15 protein-coding genes and 1 tRNA gene are annotated in these 18481 nt (G+C 51.8%); 6 read left to right on the top strand and 10 right to left on the bottom strand.

Annotation, left to right across the window (positions count from 1 at the left end; translation table 11 throughout):
* Positions 1-125: 125 nt before the first annotated feature.
* The 6 genes from OR1_RS21740 to secD all read right to left on the bottom strand — a co-directional run bounded on the left by OR1_RS21740 (position 126) and on the right by secD (position 8547).
* Positions 126-2744, bottom strand: a complete 2619-nt coding sequence (locus tag OR1_RS21740; RefSeq protein ID WP_041972794.1) for a response regulator — start codon at positions 2742-2744, stop codon at positions 126-128.
* 415 nt (positions 2745-3159) lie between these two features.
* Entirely contained in the window at positions 3160-3813 is a 654-nt protein-coding gene (locus tag OR1_RS15400; protein ID WP_041972793.1) for a DUF6448 family protein, read from the bottom strand.
* A gap of 642 nt (positions 3814-4455) precedes the next feature.
* Positions 4456-5382, bottom strand: coding sequence for a rod shape-determining protein (locus OR1_RS15395; RefSeq protein ID WP_041972792.1), 927 nt, complete (start codon positions 5380-5382; stop codon positions 4456-4458).
* An 82-nt stretch (positions 5383-5464) separates the two neighbouring features.
* Positions 5465-5881, bottom strand: a complete 417-nt coding sequence (gene rnk, locus OR1_RS15390; protein ID WP_041972791.1) for a nucleoside diphosphate kinase regulator — start codon at positions 5879-5881, stop codon at positions 5465-5467.
* Positions 5882-6003: 122 nt separating this feature from the next.
* Entirely contained in the window at positions 6004-6939 is a 936-nt protein-coding gene (gene secF, locus OR1_RS15385; RefSeq protein WP_041972790.1) for a protein translocase subunit SecF, read from the bottom strand.
* A 9-nt stretch (positions 6940-6948) separates the two neighbouring features.
* Entirely contained in the window at positions 6949-8547 is a 1599-nt protein-coding gene (secD, locus tag OR1_RS15380; protein ID WP_041972789.1) for a protein translocase subunit SecD, read from the bottom strand.
* Positions 8548-8784: 237 nt separating this feature from the next.
* On the opposite strand from secD, the gene OR1_RS15375 reads away from it, so the two are divergent.
* Positions 8785-9093, top strand: coding sequence for a hypothetical protein (locus OR1_RS15375; protein WP_041972788.1), 309 nt, complete (start codon positions 8785-8787; stop codon positions 9091-9093).
* A gap of 206 nt (positions 9094-9299) precedes the next feature.
* On the opposite strand, the gene OR1_RS15370 is transcribed toward OR1_RS15375, so the two are convergent.
* On the bottom strand, positions 9300-10709 hold the full coding sequence (locus tag OR1_RS15370; protein WP_041972787.1) for a PLP-dependent aminotransferase family protein: 1410 nt from the start codon (positions 10707-10709) through the stop codon (positions 9300-9302).
* A 173-nt stretch (positions 10710-10882) separates the two neighbouring features.
* Between OR1_RS15370 and OR1_RS15365 the strand changes: the two genes are divergently transcribed.
* Positions 10883-11254: a pyridoxamine 5'-phosphate oxidase family protein gene (locus tag OR1_RS15365; RefSeq protein WP_041972786.1), complete on the top strand. Its 372-nt coding sequence runs from the start codon at positions 10883-10885 to the stop codon at positions 11252-11254.
* Positions 11255-11502: 248 nt separating this feature from the next.
* On the opposite strand, the gene OR1_RS15360 is transcribed toward OR1_RS15365, so the two are convergent.
* Together OR1_RS15360 and OR1_RS15355 are read right to left on the bottom strand one after the other, a co-directional pair.
* Positions 11503-11578: transfer RNA gene (locus OR1_RS15360), tRNA-Asn, on the bottom strand.
* Positions 11579-11866: 288 nt separating this feature from the next.
* Positions 11867-12214: a helix-turn-helix transcriptional regulator gene (locus tag OR1_RS15355; RefSeq protein ID WP_041972785.1), complete on the bottom strand. Its 348-nt coding sequence runs from the start codon at positions 12212-12214 to the stop codon at positions 11867-11869.
* A gap of 272 nt (positions 12215-12486) precedes the next feature.
* Between OR1_RS15355 and phnD the strand changes: the two genes are divergently transcribed.
* Together phnD and OR1_RS21020 are read left to right on the top strand one after the other, a co-directional pair.
* Positions 12487-13437 carry a phosphate/phosphite/phosphonate ABC transporter substrate-binding protein gene (gene phnD / locus OR1_RS15350; protein ID WP_041972784.1) on the top strand — a complete coding sequence of 317 codons (951 nt, stop codon included), beginning with the start codon at positions 12487-12489 and terminating at the stop codon, positions 13435-13437.
* A complete protein-coding gene (locus OR1_RS21020; RefSeq protein ID WP_052440519.1) occupies positions 13434-15008 on the top strand; it encodes an ATP-binding protein in 1575 nt (524 codons plus the stop codon). The genes phnD and OR1_RS21020 overlap by 4 nt, the downstream gene beginning before the upstream one ends.
* Before the next feature lie 78 nt (positions 15009-15086).
* On the opposite strand, the gene OR1_RS15340 is transcribed toward OR1_RS21020, so the two are convergent.
* Positions 15087-16796 carry an ABC transporter ATP-binding protein gene (locus OR1_RS15340; protein WP_052440517.1) on the bottom strand — a complete coding sequence of 570 codons (1710 nt, stop codon included), beginning with the start codon at positions 16794-16796 and terminating at the stop codon, positions 15087-15089.
* Positions 16797-17260: 464 nt separating this feature from the next.
* Here OR1_RS15340 and OR1_RS15335 point away from each other — a divergent pair, with 464 nt between their 5' ends.
* Together OR1_RS15335 and OR1_RS15330 are read left to right on the top strand one after the other, a co-directional pair.
* Entirely contained in the window at positions 17261-17845 is a 585-nt protein-coding gene (locus OR1_RS15335; RefSeq protein ID WP_041972782.1) for a 4Fe-4S dicluster domain-containing protein, read from the top strand.
* Between the two features lie 167 nt (positions 17846-18012).
* Positions 18013-18481: heterodisulfide reductase-related iron-sulfur binding cluster (locus tag OR1_RS15330; RefSeq protein ID WP_041972781.1), on the top strand; the 469-nt coding region annotated here is incomplete at its 3' end.

The following is an 18481-nucleotide window of genomic DNA, read 5'->3' as shown; positions in this document are numbered from 1 at the left end:
CAGTGCGGCAATCGGCTCATGGGAAAGATCACGGTCAGCAGGGAATGCGGAGAACCTGACAAGGGCCTTACTCCACATGACCCCCGTCTACCCGGTCGCAAACAATATGGCTTTACGCTTCAGAATCATACTTTTTCCAGTACTTCTTGAAACGAGGAAATTTTGTATGGTTTCTGAACAAACCCAGACAGCCCCTTGCCGGCAAATTTCTGCGTCACTTCGTATTCGCTGTAGCCGCTTGACATGATCACCTTCACGTTTGGGTCGATCAATCTCAGTTCTCTGAAAGTCTGCTCACCGTCCATATGAGGCATGGTCAGATCCAAAACCACGCAGAACACATCAGGATTCGCTTTAAACAGATCTATTGCTTCACGGCCATCGTTTGCAGTGACTACCGCGAACCCGAGCTCATTGAGTATTTCGGTGCCGATGGCACGGACAGTCTCTTCATCGTCAACCAAAAGGATTGTTCCCTCTCCACTGAACCCGTTTTTGTGAGGCTCGATTTCGATCTGCTCGGCAGTCTTTGCCCCGGCAGGGAACAACAACTTGAAACGGCTCCCATTACCGGCCTCGCTGTAGACGTTCATTGCCCCCTTGTGGCCGCGCACTATCCCTTGTACCGCAGCCATTCCCAGCCCCCTGCCGGTAAATTTGGTAGTGAAGAACGGGTCGAACATTTTTGCCTGTGTCTCCCTGTCCATTCCGCAGCCAGTATCGGCGACTTCCAGGAAAACGTAAAGCCCTTCGGGAATTTCGCTGTTCAGCCAGGCCGTGTTCAGGTAGTTGCGGTCACAGCTTACACAACCGGTGGTTACTGTAATGACACCGCTTTTATCACCTATCGCCTCTGAGGCATTGATAACCAGATTCATGATTACCTGGCGAATCTGAGTTGCATCAGCTTCGAGCGACGGAAGTGGCTTGGTGAGATTGAATCGCAATATCGCCTTTTTGGATATTGAAACATCGAGCATGTGCCCCATCTCTTCAACCAGCCGGTTGAGATCGATCGCCTCGACAACGAACTTTCCCTTCCCTGAATAGGCGAGCATCTGTTTTGCCAGATCGGTGGCCCGGATGGCACCGTTTTCGATACGCTTCAGGTTGTCCAGGACCGGGGATTCGGGGTTGAGACGCATGAGAGCCAACTCGGTATTGCCCACGATTGCCGTCAGGATGTTATTGAAGTCGTGTGCAATGCCGCCGGCGAGAACTCCGAGGCTTTCCATCTTCTGGGACTGCAGGAGTTGTCTTTCAAGGGACAGGCGCTCCTCTTCGGCCCGTTTGCGGTCGGTAATGTCGTCAAATATCACAAAGACTTTGTCCGAAACCGGTATTCCAAAGATAAGCGACGTCTTGACCGTGCCGTCCTTGCAGGTGACCCGGTACTCGCGACGTTCGATTTCGCTCTTCTCAGTCATTGCTTTTCCGACAAGACCCATCCATTGGGCGATTACTTCGGCACGGTAGGATTCATCAGGATATGCCTGTATCCACCAGCGCTCCATATTCGGAATATCGTCAGGTAAATACCCGAACGTTTCAATGGCCCGGCGGTTGATTTGCTCAATAGTGCCGTCAATGCTTACTATAGCCATCGAGATGGGACTCAGTTCGATTATTTCCGCAAGAAGGTCTTTGTTTTCCTGAAGCGACTGTTCTCTCATCGCCAGCTGGTTGGCCATCATATCAAAAGCCTGGCTCAAATCTCCCAACTCTCCACCAACGACAAGACTGGAAACCCTGATATCAAGATCTCCATGAGACAGTCGCTCTGCGGCATTTTTCAATATGGCAATGCGATCCGTTATTGAGTGTTTGCCGATAAGCCAGGCAAGATAGCATGCCGCTCCCAGAAACAGCATGAATGCTGTCACGTTATACACAAGTGATCTAAAAGCCGCCTCAGTAACCGCATTCAGCGGGATACCGGCTGTGATATACAAGTAAGGGGCCTCTTCTCCAGGCAACAGGAGTTTCTGATAGGAAATAATACGCCTATCTCCGGCAAGACCGGGCCTGATGCTGGTACCAGCCTCAGGTCCCTCCTGCATTTGCTTAAAATAATCCGGGATGTACGGTTTACCGATAAACTTTTCCGGTTCAAGGGCTCTGGACAGAATCATCCCGCGATGATCGATGAGCACGAAAGAGGTACCGGCAGGGAGATCTAAACGTGACAGTAATTCCCGGTACTTATCGATGATGAATCCCACACTGATGATACCGATAGTTTCGCCACGATCATCTTTCAGGGGATAAGCCAGATTGAAAGCAGGTTTTGAAGTGGCGCGGCTGACCACATATTCACCTGACGACAGTTGTCCGCTGGCGAGAGCCCTCTTGAAGTAACGTCTGTCCGCAACAACAAAGGGAGGAGGTGTCGGAACGGCGGTGGCCCAGACGGCACCGGAGCGGTCTGCGATGAAGATGTTAGAATACATCGGGTTCAGCGTGCGGAGTTTCTTCAGGACCGGTTCAACCCGGGCAGCGTCACGGTTCTTTACCTCTGGGAGCTGAGCCAGGGCAGTCATCAACTGCTCGGCGCCGACAACCAGGTTCTGTTGCTCTGTAGCAATCCTGTCCACGAGTTTCCGGGTTGTATTTTGAGCATCGTCAAGTGCCATCTGCCTGGAGTGAAACCCGGAATAAAAAATGATGCCCATCGCCGGGACAGCCACAATGAAAATGATCACGAACAGTTGGCTTTTGATTGATTTTTGGAAGGATATGGCCATGTAATTCTCCGGATTTGCCTGCAGATGCATTTCACATGCGCTCGGATGAGCCACAAAAGTTGAAAATTCGCGTAGTCAACCGAGGTATAAACACCAAAGCCAACTAAATGATATATACTTCTCTCCTTTTGTCTCCTGCTCAACGCCCCAAAGTATACCAGAACCATTCAGATGTGTTGTCTGAAGTCAATCGACATTGAAAAATGACCCACCATCGGCGTCTGGACGCGGAATTGTTGTGCTGTTGCCTGTTCAGAACGTACATCAATGAAGAGGATATTGGGTAGGGAACATTCGATAGTTCGTAATGTTTTAGCTCAGCATCAAACGGATAAATGCCACATGAAAGGGCTTTGTCCTTTCATGTAGCATTCCTGTATTATCGGGGTACATCCTGAATCGACTCGTCATTTCCTCAGTGCTTTGAATAATCAGGCTCTTTGTAGCTCTTTTTGTGTTTTTCTACTGTACCGTGGTTAGCGTGTTCGCCATGCGATTCTTTACCTGTTGCATCCTGATGAAGCCGTTCGACATAATGGGTGTATGCAACATAGGCTTCCACAAACTCCCGCCCCAGCGCAACACTCTCATCTTTGTGCTGGTAGGATGCAACTGCATGCTCGAATCGCTTTTTGATTCCCGCGGCAACGTCGTCGGTGATCAGTTTCACCAGTGCGTCGGACGAGCCGCTCGCCAAGGCCTTGTCAGCTTCAGCAACAGCCGGCTCCACTGCGCCGGCAGGTTTCAGACCGGCAAAGGAAGCCCCTTCGCCGGCACGGTGGATTTTTACAAGGGTTGCGAAGAATGTGTGTTCCGTTTCTTCCTGGTTCTTTGATTTACTGGTCAACACCTTGTTAAATGCGGCTTTAACTGCCTTTTCATCCTTCGTTTTTACCCATTTTAGAATCGGGGTGATATCCTTGGCTTCAATAGCCTTTCTGGCATCCTGAATAACCGGACCGTCCAGTGTGTCACAATGTGCTGCAGCATCACGCGTGGTGGAAAGAATCAGTGCTGTAAATGCTGCGATTCCCAATAAGCTGATTTTGAGCAGGGTTATCTGTCTCATGGCGATTCTCCCGTATTTTTAAGGTTAGATTGTTGATAGATATGCTTTTTGAAAAATGGATCAAACGTGATCTTTGGGGGGGAATTCGATGGGCGATCGATAGCCTGACAGCAAGCTGCCTTTATCCGATGCGATGAAATTGGAAATAACCGGCAAGGGTTCAAGCACAGAGCCAGATGCTGTGTCACATGGCGCATCCAGTTCATGGCAGTGAGGAATCTTTTCGTGACCATCCCGAGATTCCTGGCTGGAATCAGCGTCGGTATGGCCGCAAGCAAGATGAGCATGACTCGCTTCACTGCCGCTCAAATATTCAGAGATATATACCGGTCCTGAAACCGGCAAGCATAACTGCACCAGCAGCATTAGTAGCGATAAAATCTGTATATATCTGCGAGAAGGACTCATAGGCAATATCAACCTGTTTCGTTCGGAATAGCTTCCTGTATCTGACTATCTCATATCCTTAATACGGAAACTTTGATTAAGGTCAATAAAATGAAGAATACCGCCATCGCACGAGTTGAAATTTGTCAGCTCGACAGTTTTGCTTCACAAGCCGTCAACTTCACCGTCAGCTCTTTCTCTTTCTTCCAGCGCTCAGCCACATCCCGCATGATCAAAGCACACCTCAGAATTGAATCACCGCTTCCACATGTTAAGCATCGCGACAATGGGTAGCATGGCGCGAGCCCCCAACACTACGGCTTCAAGAGGATTGTAAACCGGCGCAACTAAAACCTTCGTCTCCGACTGGATTATTCCCCGCATACCTGCCAGCAGGGCGCCTCCGCCAGTCAAATGGATCCCGTTGTCAATAATTTCACTGCCGAGGGAATGCGGCACATCCTTGAGAAATGTCTTTATCATGTCGGTAATTGTCTCGACTGCCGGCCAAACGGCTTGCCACGCTTCTTCCGGGCTGATTAATGACACTACTGAAGAGGCTGTGTTTTCAGAGGCAGGATAAGCCAGCCTTGCGTCATCGCTCTGCTCAGCCAGCCCAATACGCAAAATTTCCTCTGCATGATGTTTGAGGATTCGGAAATTCCGCCGTCGGTATATCTCTGTCTGTATCGCTTTTCGTAAGGCACTGCACCCTCCTCTAACGGCTGCGGTGCCGACAATTTTACCAGCCCTGATAATAGCACAGTCGGTTACCCCTTCGCCGATATCAACAACCATCTGCGCATATGGCGACGAAATATCGACTTTACCGCCAACTGCTGCGGCAAGGGGTTCAGGTATGACAACAACTGACGATGCGCCAGCCCTGGAAACGCTCTCGACAATAGCCTCCCGCTCGCTGATGCTGGCATCGGTTGGTGCACATACCACTGCACGTGGGCGCAGGATCCCCATTGATCTTGTTTCTGACAGAATCGGCTCAAGAATCGCCACCACTGCTTCTATGTTAACAACTACCCCTGAACAGAGTGCAGAGATGGTACCTGTCTCAGATGGGCAAACTATCGGCCCATGCAATTTGGACGCAACCCTGATTGTCGCTGTGCCCAGGTCTATGGCGATATCGGGTCGCCAGACCGGGCGACCCCACAACTGTGCCATACCACTCCTCCGCTTGTGTTACTAATTACTTTCCACCCAATGATAAAGTCTCTCTGTGCCGGAAAACATCCTGTATCAAGAGCTATAAATGAAAGTCCCCGGCGGCCTCAGGCTGGTAAAGTATTTCTTCAATTTTGAACTTTTTTGCTGCTGAGCGAATGTTCCATTCTATGGTGTCGCCGACAGAATAACCAAGAGTTGCAGTGCCGATGGGAGAAACCACAGAGATCTTTCCTTTCTCAATATTTGCATCCTTGGGGAATACCAGAGTTAAGACCATCTCCTTGTCGGCATTCAGGTCGCGCAGCCTGAATTTGGAGTTCATTGTTACAATGTTTGGAGGAATGTCTTTCGAGTCAACAACCTTGGCTACCGATAACTCCTCTTCCAGTTTCTTGAGATCGTCACGGTCTCGGTAGTTGAACTCCTTCGCTAATTCGAGTAGATCTTCGAGCCTCGATACGTCGTATTCAGTTATGTATATTGTCCTTACGACCATAATATTATGTGTCCTTTCAATGAATAATCCTGAAATCATGCATAGAGCGCTGACTCGATCCCGAGGATAAATGCTGCTGCCGAAAAGATGAAAACATTCCGGATCAGTATGCCAACTTCCTTCTATGGCGTTTCCACTGGAGATTCTTTCAACCTTACGGGACCTCCCCGCCGGCTTTCCAATTCCGCAACAATCGGACTCGCGATGAATATCGACGAGTAGGTGGCAATGACTACTCCGGCAACCAGAGCCAGGGCAAAATCATGAATTACTTCGCCTCCGAACAGATACAGCGATATTGCCGCCAGGAAGGTGGTTAGTGAGGTGATCACTGTTCGTGACAGCACTTCATTGATGCTTGTATTGAACAGGCGCTCCATTGACTGATCTAGGTTCTTGTTCAGGTTTTCCCGTATCCGGTCGAAGACCACCACCGTGTCGGTCAGGGAGTAGCCGGCAATCGTCAGGACAGCGGTAACGAACAGCAGGTTGATCTCCTTGTTCATGACGTAAAACAGGGCAACCATTGCCAGCACATCATGAAGTGTGGCTACTATAGCGCCAACGCCGAATTTGAAATCAAAACGCCAGGCAATATAGATAATAATCCCGACCATGGAGAGCCCCACCGCTACCAAGGTATCCTTCTTGAGCTTGTCACCTATCGAAGGACCGATCTCCGTGGAACTTTCTACGACGAAGACATTGCCGGGAAACTCTTTCTTGAAGGCCTCGTTGATGACCTCAGCAACATTCCCTGTTGCCATGCTGGTCTTGCCGATCTTGATCAGCAGCCGGTTGCCCTCTTTGATCTCCTGCAACTGTGCCTCTTTGAGGCTGTTCCGGGCAAGAAGTGTCCGGGCCGTTTCCAGAGAAACAGGCTGGCTGAATTTGAGCTGTACCGATGTCCCCCCTGAAAAGTCGATCCCCATATTGGCGGCATTTCTGGATATCTGCACAATGCCGATAAGCCCCACGATCGCGATAATAGCCGAAATGACGAAGGTGACCTTTCTCATGCCGATAAAGTCGATCCTGGTGTTTTTGATAAATTGCATTGTTTTCTCCTATATGCTGAGCCGCTTGACCTGAAAGCGGTTGAGTATGCTGTCAAAGACCACCTTGGTTGTGACAAGCGAGGTAAAGAGATTGATTAAGACGCCGAGGCTTAACGAAACGGCAAAGCCCTTGACCGGTCCGGTGCCGAACTGAAAGAGCACTGCCGCAGTAATCAGGGTGGTCACGTGTGAATCCATGATGGTCAGGAATGCCTTGTCGTAACCGGCATCGATACTCATCCTGGGTGTCCTGCCAAGCCTGATTTCTTCCTTCACCCGTTCAAAGATGAGGACGTTGGAATCAACCGACATACCGATCAACAGGACGATGGCGGCAATGCCGGGCAGGGTCAGGGTTGCGCCGAGTGCCGCAAGCGCTCCCATGAGGTACAGAACATTCAGCACCATGCCGAGATTGGCCACCAGGCCTGCCATCCGATAGTAAATCACCATAAACACCACCACCAGGCCTACGCCGACCGCTCCGGCAAGCAATCCCTTGTTGATCGAATCAACCCCTATGGAAGGTCCGACCGTGACATTCTGCACGATCTTTACCGGAGCTGGAAGCGAACCTGCGCGCAGCACAATCGCCAGGTCCGCAGCCTCTTTCTCGCTGAAGTTTCCTGAAATCTGGGCACTGCCGCCGGATATCCGCTCGCGAATCACCGGCGCCGAGTAGACAGTGCCATCCAAAACTATGGCGAACCGCTTCCCCACATTGGCTGCGGTCACCTGGTCAAACAGTCTGGCGCCGGTCGAATTGAAGTCTATTGATACATATGGCTGGTTGTACTGCGAGTCGATCCGTACCTGAGCATCGGTGAGAAGATCGCCAGTTATTGCGGCTTTCCTCTTCACAACAAGTGGTACATCCGTTACTACGCTGCTTGACGGGTTGGCTACCTTCTCTACCAGGATTTCATCATCGTCAGGTATGGATCCGGGCGTGGCAGTGGTGCCGCTGATTCCTTCATCAACCATCTTGAACTCAAGGCGCGCAGTCTTGCCAATCAGCTCTATGGCTCGCTTGGGATCCTTGATTCCCGGAAGTTGAACGACAATATGGTTGATACCTTCCCGTTGAATGGTCGGCTCCGATACGCCGAACTGGTCGATTCTGTTACGGATGGTTTCAAGCGCCTGAGTTACTGCCTTGTCCTTCCTGTCCTGAACAACGCTTTTGTCCATACGTAGCTGGAGGGCCACGAATCCCTTATCTTCAAACGGAGGAATCAGTTCATACTCGGGGTACTTTTTCTTGATCAACTGCTGCGCACTTTCAGCGGTTACTTTGTCGTAGAGCGTTAACTGCACCAAGTTTTCGCCAATTCTGGCAACCTGCTTATAACGGACGCGCGCGGTATTCAACGAATCTTCCAGGTCAGTGGCAACCAGGTCCAGGGTTCCTTCTATTGCCTTCTGTGTCTCCACTTCCATGACGAGATGGGTTCCACCCTGGAGATCAAGTCCAAGGTTGATCTTGTCCTTGGGAAGAACCCCTGCCCACCAGGAAGGCAATTGGGCAACCACTGTCGGAGTCAGATAGATAAACGATATCAGCGCGAAAATCAGAATAAGACTCACGCGCCATGAATGATTGGTCATGGGTGATGCTCCTTTCAATTATGAATGCCGACGGCTACCCCGGATTCCAGCATAAGAGCAGACCGGTACACGAACCAAAGGCTCATGAAAATCTTTGCTTTAATGCCCGACCGGGCAAAACAAACAAGAATTCATCGCCTATGGCAGTGCCATTGGCACCACAAAGGTTGCGAATATTAAATGGTTATCAAGTTGTGAGGGAACTACAGGGTTTAAGCGGGTGGAGCTCTCGCGGGAATGGCTGCAATTACAGCAGAAATGAAGGATTGGGATTCATTCTGTGGCGTAGAAATCTGTACGACAAGATTCTTGAAATCATGCGAATTGCTGGAAAGAGCTAAAAAATGGGCAGTTTTTACGGTTTTGAGTTGGGAGTGCTTTGCCTGGGTATGGACAACGGCGCTGTTGGACGTTTTGGCTTTCTGTGTACTTGATAGCCTGGGTTCCTGCGGATTGGGGAAATTAGGTAGACTTATCCCTTGGGAAATAAATAGAACTGCCGCCAGCATGACGAACGGCAAAAAGCATTTCCTGTTTGTGAGATAAACTCCTAACCATTTCATAGCACAAACCTATACGAAACCATTATCAGGCGCAAGCAGTATTAAGTATTATCGCGTATTATCAGATGGTTGATGACTCCCCTCCCATATACCGAGCAGCAACAAACCTACTAATCCTGACCCCATAATAATAAAAAGAATTGCACCTGTTACAGGGGGCAATTATCGCCTATGCTGAAGTCAGAATTGTCATACGATGTCCGGGCAATTGCAGACTTGAGAAAGCAACTTGATACCTAGTTCGATTTCGGTGGCGGTCATCCCGCCGAAGCCGACCAGCAGGGTGGTAGATTCTGGTCCGCCGCTGAGGTAGAAGTCGGAAAACGGGAACAGCCGGACACCTTTTGGCCTGGCTCGTTCATTGATCTCAACAGCGCTGAGTGAACTGCCGGGCAGTTGTAGGACAAGATGGAGTCCAGCCCCCTGTCCAATTACAACGGCCCGACTGCCGAAGTAATGTTCAATAGCACAGAGCAGCGCATTGTGCTTATTTTTATAGATTATGCGCATGCGCCGAACATGCCGCTCCCAGTGTCCTTGTTCCATGAAAATCGCTAGGGTTCGCTGCTCCAGGAGCGACACCGTAGGGAAATAGTCCCGGTAAAGCTGACGGTACTTGGCAAGCAGTGAGCTGGGCAGCACCAGGTAGCTTACACGCAGTGCCGGAGAGAGGATCTTGGAGAACGTTCCCGAGTAGATGATGTTCCCTTGGGGTCGCAGTCCTTGCAAGGAAGGGATTGGTCTGCCGTGATAACGAAGCTCGCTGTCATAATCGTCTTCAATGATGAAGTTTCCGCCTTCCTCGGCCCACTCGATCAGCTTCAGCCGATTGGCGACTGGCATCACATAGCCCAATGGTAGCTGGTGTGAAGGGGTGACATAGACTATGGTGCTGTTACTTGCCTTGAGGCAATCCAGATCCAGCCCGCCCGGCCTGACCGGAACAGAGAAGATCTTATATGAGTGGTTGCTGAATACAGACCGGGGAAGAAAATAACCGGGGTTCTCGACGGCAACAACGGAATGATGATCTTTCAGAAGATGAGCGACAACATCAAGACCCTGTTGCAGGCCAGAACAGATAACAATCTGATCGGGGTTGCACAGCACTCCGCGTGAACGTTCCAGATAACTCTGTATGGAGCAGCGCAACCCCCAATCGCCCTGAGGGTCGCCATACTGGACAAGCTGTTGACTGTTTTGGCGCAGACTGTCGCTGTAACATTTCCGCCAGAGCGCCGTGGGAAAGCTTTCCGGGTCAAGCCGTGCGGGATGAAAATCAAAAGGAAAGATAGCTGGAGGGCCGGGGAGCTGTTTGTGGGCTTTTAAGTTTCGTGAAAGGGACAATGGCGCGGCATCTTGGTCAAGAGCTGACACGAAATACCCGCTACGCGGTTTGCTGTAGATGTACCCTTCCGCGTACAACTCCTGGTACGCCCCTTCGACAGTGTTGCGACTGGTTGAAAGTTCGGCTGCCAGATCCCTGACCGAAGGCAGTCTGGTATCGGGAAGGAGTTTCCCCGACAGCACATGCTCTCTTATCTGATTATAGAGCTGTTTGTATAACGGAACCGGATTATGGTTATTGAGGATGAACATGGCACTTCCTATGATATTCGGATTCGATCCGTTTATGGCAGTTTAGGGTATTTACGGCCCAAACGTCAAAATGAATCTGACCCCATGTAAATTGAGGTTACTTATTCGATCATTGGTGGCAAAAGCAAGTATATCAAGCAGGATGACACTACAAACAAATGGAGGTAGGCACCATGATTTCGGAAACATTACTGGAAGTGTTGAAGCAGGACGGGGTGGTTGCCATAGCAACCCTGGGGCAGGATGGACCGCATATGGTCAACACCTGGAACAGTTACATCAGGATTTCAGCAGATGGACGTCTGTTGATTCCTGCCGGTTACATGCATCGCACTGAGGCGAACATTGCCTTTAACCCGAATGTGTTGATAACCTTGGGGAGCAGCAAGGTGAAAGGCCTTCATGGACCGGGAGCCGGCTTTCTGATCAAGGGTACGGCGACCTTTGTTACCTCTGGCCCGGATTTTGACCTACTGAAAGAAAAATTTGAATGGTTACGCGCCACGTTGGCCGTTACACCTGATTCCGTTACTCAGACTTGGTAGGGTGTGACTTTGATCAGGGAAACAATTCAATAGCTAACTGAGTGGTAGTCAATGTGGGCCAAGGTGATTCCGCCTATTATAATGATGCGGCCAAGCGACTCCAGAGTAATGAGTATTCAACAAGGGCCAGCTTGAGCTCTAACTGCTAACTATTTTATTTTAGAAACTTTTTTGATGACAGCGTAAGCTGTAATTCAGACTGAAAAATAAATGGCCGATTTCATTTAAGAAATCGGCCATGATTTTTATGGCTCCCCAGCGCGGACTCGAACCACGGACATGGTGGTTAACAGCCACCCGCTCTACCGACTGAGCTACTGGGGAATAAATTGTCTGCAAGTTGTTAATCTTGCAGTGCTTTTTAAGTATTTTTACTTTCAGATTGCCCTTAATGGACAGCTCATCAGTATTGAACGACTTAAAAGCAGAAGGTTAATTACCATAAGCCGCGTTTTGATGTCAACCAATTTATTTGAACAATTCATTCCTGGATGCAAATTTCTTTATCCGGCTACAGTGCCGCCAGAGGCCTCGCAACAAGCCCTTGCCCACTTTTCACGTCTGCTCTGTACTATTTCAAATTACAATTTCCGGGCTTGCTGCGGAGGTTAATCATTGACAAGGCCTGGACTTGGCCTTCAGGAAAGATTCCAGGCTGCTCCGGTCGCGTTCCGCCTCATGGCTCTCAGCAGCATGCCTCAGAAGACTTTTCATCAGGTCGGTGCACAATGGTGAGCAGTCTGAGCTAACCCGGTATTTCATCCATATTCCCTGTCGCCGGTCAGAAACCCAACCGTTACGCTTCAGGTAAGCCAGGTGGCGGGATACCGTGGACTGGGGCAAGCCCAACACTGCCATCAGATCGCAGACGCACAGCTCGCCCTCATTCTGCAACAACATCACGATCCGCAGGCGGATCGGATCGGAAAGTGATTTAAAGATTTGGGCAAACTGTTCCATGTCGCTATCCTGTGCAGTGCCAGGTAACCAGCACCCTTTTTCATTCAGGTTCCGCGTCCTGCCATGGTCATTCGATAACATCAAAGTCCAATGGAGCAAACTTTACGAGCCAAAATAGGCCGATATCAGCGTTACGTCAAGACACAAGCTGGCCGGTTCATTACAGCTGCAATGGCGGGTCAAATGCATTCAGCTTCTTGAAAATAAGCTAATTCGGATTAGACTTTATAAGACCTGGAGCTGAATATACCCTCATCAAAGTGGAGTCGATCATGGTCTTCCGGATTCGCTCAAGGTTGTTTCGGCTGTTTGCTGCACCGCTTCTCCTGGCGCTGGCCGCCACTGGCTGTACCCGCTCGGATGTCCCGGAGATCAGCCTGGAGAAAAAAACGCCGATTCCGGCACCGATGACCTCATCCGCTAATTCCGGTTTGCGTATCGGCATGGGAGCGATGATCACTCCCAAAGAGGGGTATGTTTACTATAACCGCTTGAAGGAGTACCTGGCAAAAGAGTTAAAGATGCCGGTTACTCTGGTCGACCGCGATAATTATGCCGAAATGAACAGTCTGCTGGCTTCCGGCGGAGTAGACATCGCCTTTGTCTGCGCCGGGCCTTATGTGGAAGGGCACCAGCAGTTCGGATTGGAACTGCTGGCGATGCCGCTGGTTAACGGGAAGCCTGTCTATCATTCCTACATCATAGTCCCCAAGAATAGCGCTGCCAAAAACCTGGATGACCTGAAAGGCAAGTCATTTGCTTTCACTGATCCCAAATCCAACACGGGCAAGCTCGTCCCGACCTATATGCTCGTTCGCCGCAACACGACGCCGGAGGAGTTTTTCAGCAAGGTTTCATATACGTACGGCCATGACAAATCGATTGCTGCCGTAGCGGAGGGGCTGGTTGAAGGGGCAGCAGTTGACAGCCTGATCTGGGAGTACCTGCACAGGACCAAGCCGAGCCTGACCTCCAGAACCCGAATCATTGAAACCTCCGATCCGTATGGCATCCCGCCGCTTGTGGTTAGAAAGAACCTCCCGGCTGAGTTGAAGACAAGGGTGCTGAACTCCCTGCTCACCATGAATAATGTTCCGTCAGGCCGCGAAATCCTGACCGGCATGATGATCGATCGCTTTGTCCCCGGCGATGACCGAAACTATGACTCCATACGGGCAATCAACCGCTGGATTGACGGTCAGAAGCTGGGAAAGAGTAAATGATCCGCCGGTTCTCACTCCGCACCAGGTTCCTGATTGCCGTTATCGGCATGCTGGCATCTGTCGGCCTGGTGCTGCTGGTCTATATCCATACCTCTCTGCAGCACGGGCTGTCCGAACAGATGCGGAAACGGGGCGCAGCTATCGCCCACAGTTTTGCCCGGATGGCTGCCGAACCGAGCCTCACAGAAGATATCATTGCTCTGCAACTCCTTGCCTTTGACGTCAGAAACGGCGAGGAGGATGTTCAATACGTCTACATAGCCGATAATAAGGGGCGCATCAGAGTTCATACCTTCAGGGATGGGTTCCCGAATGCCCTTTCCGGGCTCAATCCCCTGGGCAGCGGCGACAAGCAGCGGATAAGATTGATCAAAGCCGATAACCGCCTGGTTTACGACATTGCCGTTCCGGTCCTTAAGGGTGAAATGGGCACGGCACATATCGGGTTGTTCGCGGACTCGATAACTGAAAGCGTCAGCAAGATTATCTGGCGGGCAACCTGGCTGCTGTTCGGACTATTTGTAGTTGCCTGTTTCGGGACGGTGTTGTTGGCGCAAACTTTGATCCAGCCGATCCAGGAACTGGTCGAAGGGGTCGAGGCCGTAGGGCAGGGAGATCTGACCCAGCGGATCAAGGTGGACACAGGCGACGAAATCGGGCTCTTGGCCAATGCGTTCAACCGGATGGCGGAAAACCTGGAAGCAACCACAGTATCCCGCAATGAAGTGGAACAGCTGAATCAGCAACTTGAGGCGCTTGTCGCAGAGCGGACAAAACAGTTGTCGCTGGCAAACATTGAGCTGAGCAAGGAGATTACCGAACGGCGCTCAGCTGAGGAAGAGGTTCGCAGGCTGAACGAAGGGCTTGAAATGCGAATCCGCGAACGGACCCTGCAACTGGAACTCTCCAATAAGGAACTGGAAGCGTTCAGTTATTCCGTGTCCCATGACCTTTCCGCTCCGTTGCGGCATGTCGAGGGGTTTAGCAGCATTCTGCTGGAAGATCACGCTCAGCAGCTTGATCAGGAGGCGTTGCATCTCCTCGAACGGATCAGGGTCGGGGTGGAGCGGATGAAAGAACTGATCGCCGCACTGCTCAGGCTTTCCAGGGTGGGGAGGGCCGATATCAGCAAGCAGAATATCGACCTGAGCATTATGGCAACTCAGATTCTGCAGCAGTTCCAGGAAGACAGCCGGGAACGGAATGTGACCGCTAAAATTGAGGATGGCGTTACCGCTGTCGGCGACAAGGCACTCCTGAGCATTGTCCTGCAGAATCTGCTGGAAAATGCCTGGAAATACACTGCTCCGAGGGAGAATGCGACCATCGAATTCGGGAAAACCGATATCAATGGCAAACTAGCCTATTTTGTCAGGGACAACGGTATCGGCTTCGACATGGCTTATGCAGACCGGCTTTTCGGTGTATTTCGCCGACTGGTGCGCGAAAAGGATTTTGCCGGGACCGGCATCGGTTTGGCAACCGTCCAAAGGATCATCGCCCGGCATGGTGGCACAGTCTGGGGGGAAGCCGAGCCGGATAACGGCGCCACCTTCTATTTCACCTTATGATGCCGTCAGTCGCGGCAGCACGGTTTTCGGAATCGCTCTTGGCAAACCTTCGCCGCCCGGGCGATTACACTATTCTTATCAATAACTCTCGATCTCCCTCAACAGCTGCTGCTCCCGGTACAGCTGCGCATATCGGCCGTCGATTTCCAGAAGCCGGACATGGCTCCCCTGCTCAACGATCCGGCCGTCTTCGATGGCAACGATCAGATCGCAGTCGCGCAGGGCCGAGATCCGATGCGACACAATGATTACGGTCCGACTCCCGTAATAGCCGGCGAGATTGGTCAGTATCTCTTCTTCCGTATGCGCGTCCACCGCTGACAGCGGATCATCCAGGATCAGAATGGCCGGATCCTTGATCAATGCCCTGGCGATTGAAGTTCGTTGTTTTTGGCCGCCGGACAACGTAATCCCTCTTTCCCCCACCAATGTTTCGTAGCCGTCGGGAAACCGGCTGACTTCGTCATGAAGCCCCGCCATTCTGGCCGCCGCTGTCATCTTCTCATTGTTAGCCCCTTCCCTGCCATATGTTACGTTTTCCGCTATGGTGCGCGAAAACAGGAACCCCTCCTGGGGAACAAACCCGATGGAGTTGCGCAGAGTTGTTATCGGAATCCGGTTGATATCAATCCCGTCGATCCGGATCATCCCGTCTTCAACCGGGTGCAGTCTGGCGAGCATCCGGACCAGGGTAGACTTGCCCGCCCCTATCGGGCCGACGATTCCCAACCTGGAGCCACGGGCAATCTTCAGGGAAATCCCGCGTAAAACCGTTTCTGCGCCGTAAGCAAAGACAAGATTGCACAGCTCGATTTCACCCTGTAGCTTTGCCACTGCTGCCGGTTCTGCAGGTTCGGAAACACGCGGCACTGCAGCGAGAATCCAGTTAAGCCGTTCCATGGAAGCAGCACCACGTTGCGACAGATTGAGTATCCATCCGAGCATGATAGTCGGCCAGATCAGCATCGCCAGATACCCGTTGAAGGCGACAAAATCCCCCAGGGTCAGGACCCCGCTGACCACCTTCCCGCCGCCGACCAGCAGCACGATCAAGGTTCCCAGAGCCCCGGTCGCAGCCATTACCGGGATCATGAACCCCCGCAACTGCGCAACGCGCATATTGCTCGCCATGTAACGCTCGCTGGCCTCGCGGAACGATCCAATCGCCGCTGCTTCGCGACAGTATGCCTTGATAAGCGGCGCGGCCGAGACATTCTCCTCCACTGCCGACGTCAGCCGCGCCAGCTCTTCCTGGGATCTTTTCGAGCGCCGGAACATGGAGGCGCTCATCCGCTTGACGACAAAGATCATAGCAGGGAAGGGGAGCACCGCATAAAGTGTCAGAGTGGGGCTCAACCGGATCATGAGCGCAAGGGCGGCAATATAAAGGACTAATGAGTTAATGATGTTGAGAACGCCGAAGCCGACCAGCATCCGGACATTGGTCAGGTCGTTGGAAAAGCGGGAGATCAGGTCTCCGGTCCGCTCACCGGCAAAAAACGACTGGTCCAGGGTAAGAAGTTTTGCATACAGGTCGTCGCGGATCCGGTATTCAATCCGGCGGGCGGCATGCAGAAGGGTGGTGCGGGAAAACACTCTCACGCCACCATGGAGCAGAGCGGCGCAAATAATCAAGCCGCCGTAAAATGAGGGAGAATGGGGAGCGGTACGGGGTGATTGCAGGCTCTCCACGGCGAGCTTCAGCAGCCAGGGGATCAGCAGGGCAAAGCCGTTGGTAGCAACGAGGAAAAAGGCACCGGACAGGTAGCTGCGGCGGCTTTCAAGCAGATAACGTTTTAGAAGGGAAAACTCTCGAATAATGCGCCTTGTCGTACTGCCTCATTAGAGCTGAACTGTTATCAACAGCTGCGCTATTGCTGCTGCCGGAAAACATGCGCTCTGCTGCGCCCCGAATAACCGGCAAAGCCATTGATTTCCTGCATAAATAACAGTTCGAAGCGAGCCTCAGAAATACAACAGATTCTCACGAAAAGCAATATCAAACGAGGAACAAACGTTCTCTTGACCGGGTACCCCAAGGACGCATGGCACTGTAATGGGAGCGTCACGCGCTGCTCTCATTAAAAATCAAGGGCCTGCCTGATTCCACAGCTTTTTGATTGACATTCTACAGCCGTATACACTAATGTGCGTTTAGCTATAATAAAATACCCTGCGTATTTTTTATACATTTGTGCCTAATTATGCAGCATTTTTTAGTATAACTAAAAAATGCCTGTTCGGGGAGCGCAATGAAACACTCCAAGATGACGTTATCGCAAGAGACGATGAACCTGGACTTTGTGAAGAAAGTCGAGCAGCTATCGGGGAGTTCGGTACGACGGTGCTTTCAGTGTGGGAAATGCTCGGCCGGGTGCCCGATGCGCTCGTTCATGGAACACCCGCCGAACCGGATCGTCCGGTTGTTGCAGCTGGGTCAATTCGAGCGGGTCCTGGCGGGCCGGAGTATCTGGTACTGCGCCTCGTGCGAGACCTGCACCACCCGTTGTCCGAACAAAGTCGATCTGGCGGCGATCATGGATGCCCTGCGCAAATGTTCGTGGGATGCCCAGGGAGCGTCCAAGGAATCACTGGTACAGCTGGCGAACAGCCTGTTCCTCGACAACATCCGGAGCTACGGCCGGCAGTACGAAATGCGACTGGCCGCGGCGTTCAACCTTAGGAGCGGCAAACTCCTGAAAGACTTCATGCTCGGCCCCAAGCTGATCACCAAAGGAAAGCTCAAGATGTTCCACCAGAAGAACAAGAACCTCGCCGATATCGAGAAGATCTTTAAAAGAATAGAAGAGCTGCGCAAACAAGGGCAAGCGCCTTAGAGAACGGCAGGTACTTTAGGTTTTCCTGCCGGGCGAGAGGTTTCAGGTTCTGGCAAGGCGGCCGAGGAATCCCGCGGAGGCGTGGCAGCGCCACGTCGCACAAGGAGATTCAGAAGGCCAACGCCGCCAGGTTCTGGAAATCCTCGCCCGTATTATGAGGTCATTACATGGTAAAGAACGTACTCAATTACTCCTACTACCCCGGCTGCTCCCTGCACGCCTCGGCCAAGGAATACGACGAATCGACCCGGGCGCTGTTCAAGGCTCTGGGGATCGGGCTCAAAGAAGTACCGGACTGGTGCTGCTGCGGGGCCACACCGGCGCACAACGTCGACGAGCTGTTATCGCTGTCCCTGTGCGCCAAGAACTTGGAGCTCTCCGAACAGGTTGACGGCGACCTGGCCGTAGCCTGCGCCGCCTGCTTCTCCCGGCTCAAAGTAGCCCAGCACCGGCTGGCCGACCATCCCGAAGTGCGCCAACAGGTCGAATACGCCCTCGACGCCCCGCTGGCGATTGACAAGCCGGTCAAGCACCTCCTCGAGATCCTGGCCAGCGACTACGGCCTCGACCAGCTGGCGAGCGCGGTCAAGAAACCGCTCTCCGGGCTCAAGGTCGCCTGCTACTACGGCTGCCTCC

The organism is Geobacter sp. OR-1, assembly GCF_000813145.1.
Classification (GTDB): Bacteria; Desulfobacterota; Desulfuromonadia; order Geobacterales; family DSM-12255; genus Geoanaerobacter.
Note: the sequence above shows the minus strand (reverse complement) of the source record. Positions and strands in the feature narration are given on the sequence as shown.

Bases quoted from the DNA above. Each gene is read 5' to 3' on its own strand.
- OR1_RS21740 (WP_041972794.1), bottom strand. From the start codon at position 2,744: ATGGCCATATCCTTCCAAAAATCAATCAAAAGCCAACTGTTCGTGATC.
- OR1_RS15400 (WP_041972793.1), bottom strand. From the start codon at position 3,813: ATGAGACAGATAACCCTGCTCAAAATCAGCTTATTGGGAATCGCAGCA.
- OR1_RS15395 (WP_041972792.1), bottom strand. From the start codon at position 5,382: ATGGCACAGTTGTGGGGTCGCCCGGTCTGGCGACCCGATATCGCCATA.
- rnk (WP_041972791.1), bottom strand. From the start codon at position 5,881: ATGGTCGTAAGGACAATATACATAACTGAATACGACGTATCGAGGCTC.
- secF (WP_041972790.1), bottom strand. From the start codon at position 6,939: ATGCAATTTATCAAAAACACCAGGATCGACTTTATCGGCATGAGAAAG.
- secD (WP_041972789.1), bottom strand. From the start codon at position 8,547: ATGACCAATCATTCATGGCGCGTGAGTCTTATTCTGATTTTCGCGCTG.
- OR1_RS15375 (WP_041972788.1), top strand. From the start codon at position 8,785: ATGGCTGCAATTACAGCAGAAATGAAGGATTGGGATTCATTCTGTGGC.
- OR1_RS15370 (WP_041972787.1), bottom strand. From the start codon at position 10,709: ATGTTCATCCTCAATAACCATAATCCGGTTCCGTTATACAAACAGCTC.
- OR1_RS15365 (WP_041972786.1), top strand. From the start codon at position 10,883: ATGATTTCGGAAACATTACTGGAAGTGTTGAAGCAGGACGGGGTGGTT.
- OR1_RS15355 (WP_041972785.1), bottom strand. From the start codon at position 12,214: ATGGAACAGTTTGCCCAAATCTTTAAATCACTTTCCGATCCGATCCGC.
- phnD (WP_041972784.1), top strand. From the start codon at position 12,487: ATGGTCTTCCGGATTCGCTCAAGGTTGTTTCGGCTGTTTGCTGCACCG.
- OR1_RS21020 (WP_052440519.1), top strand. From the start codon at position 13,434: ATGATCCGCCGGTTCTCACTCCGCACCAGGTTCCTGATTGCCGTTATC.
- OR1_RS15335 (WP_041972782.1), top strand. From the start codon at position 17,261: ATGAAACACTCCAAGATGACGTTATCGCAAGAGACGATGAACCTGGAC.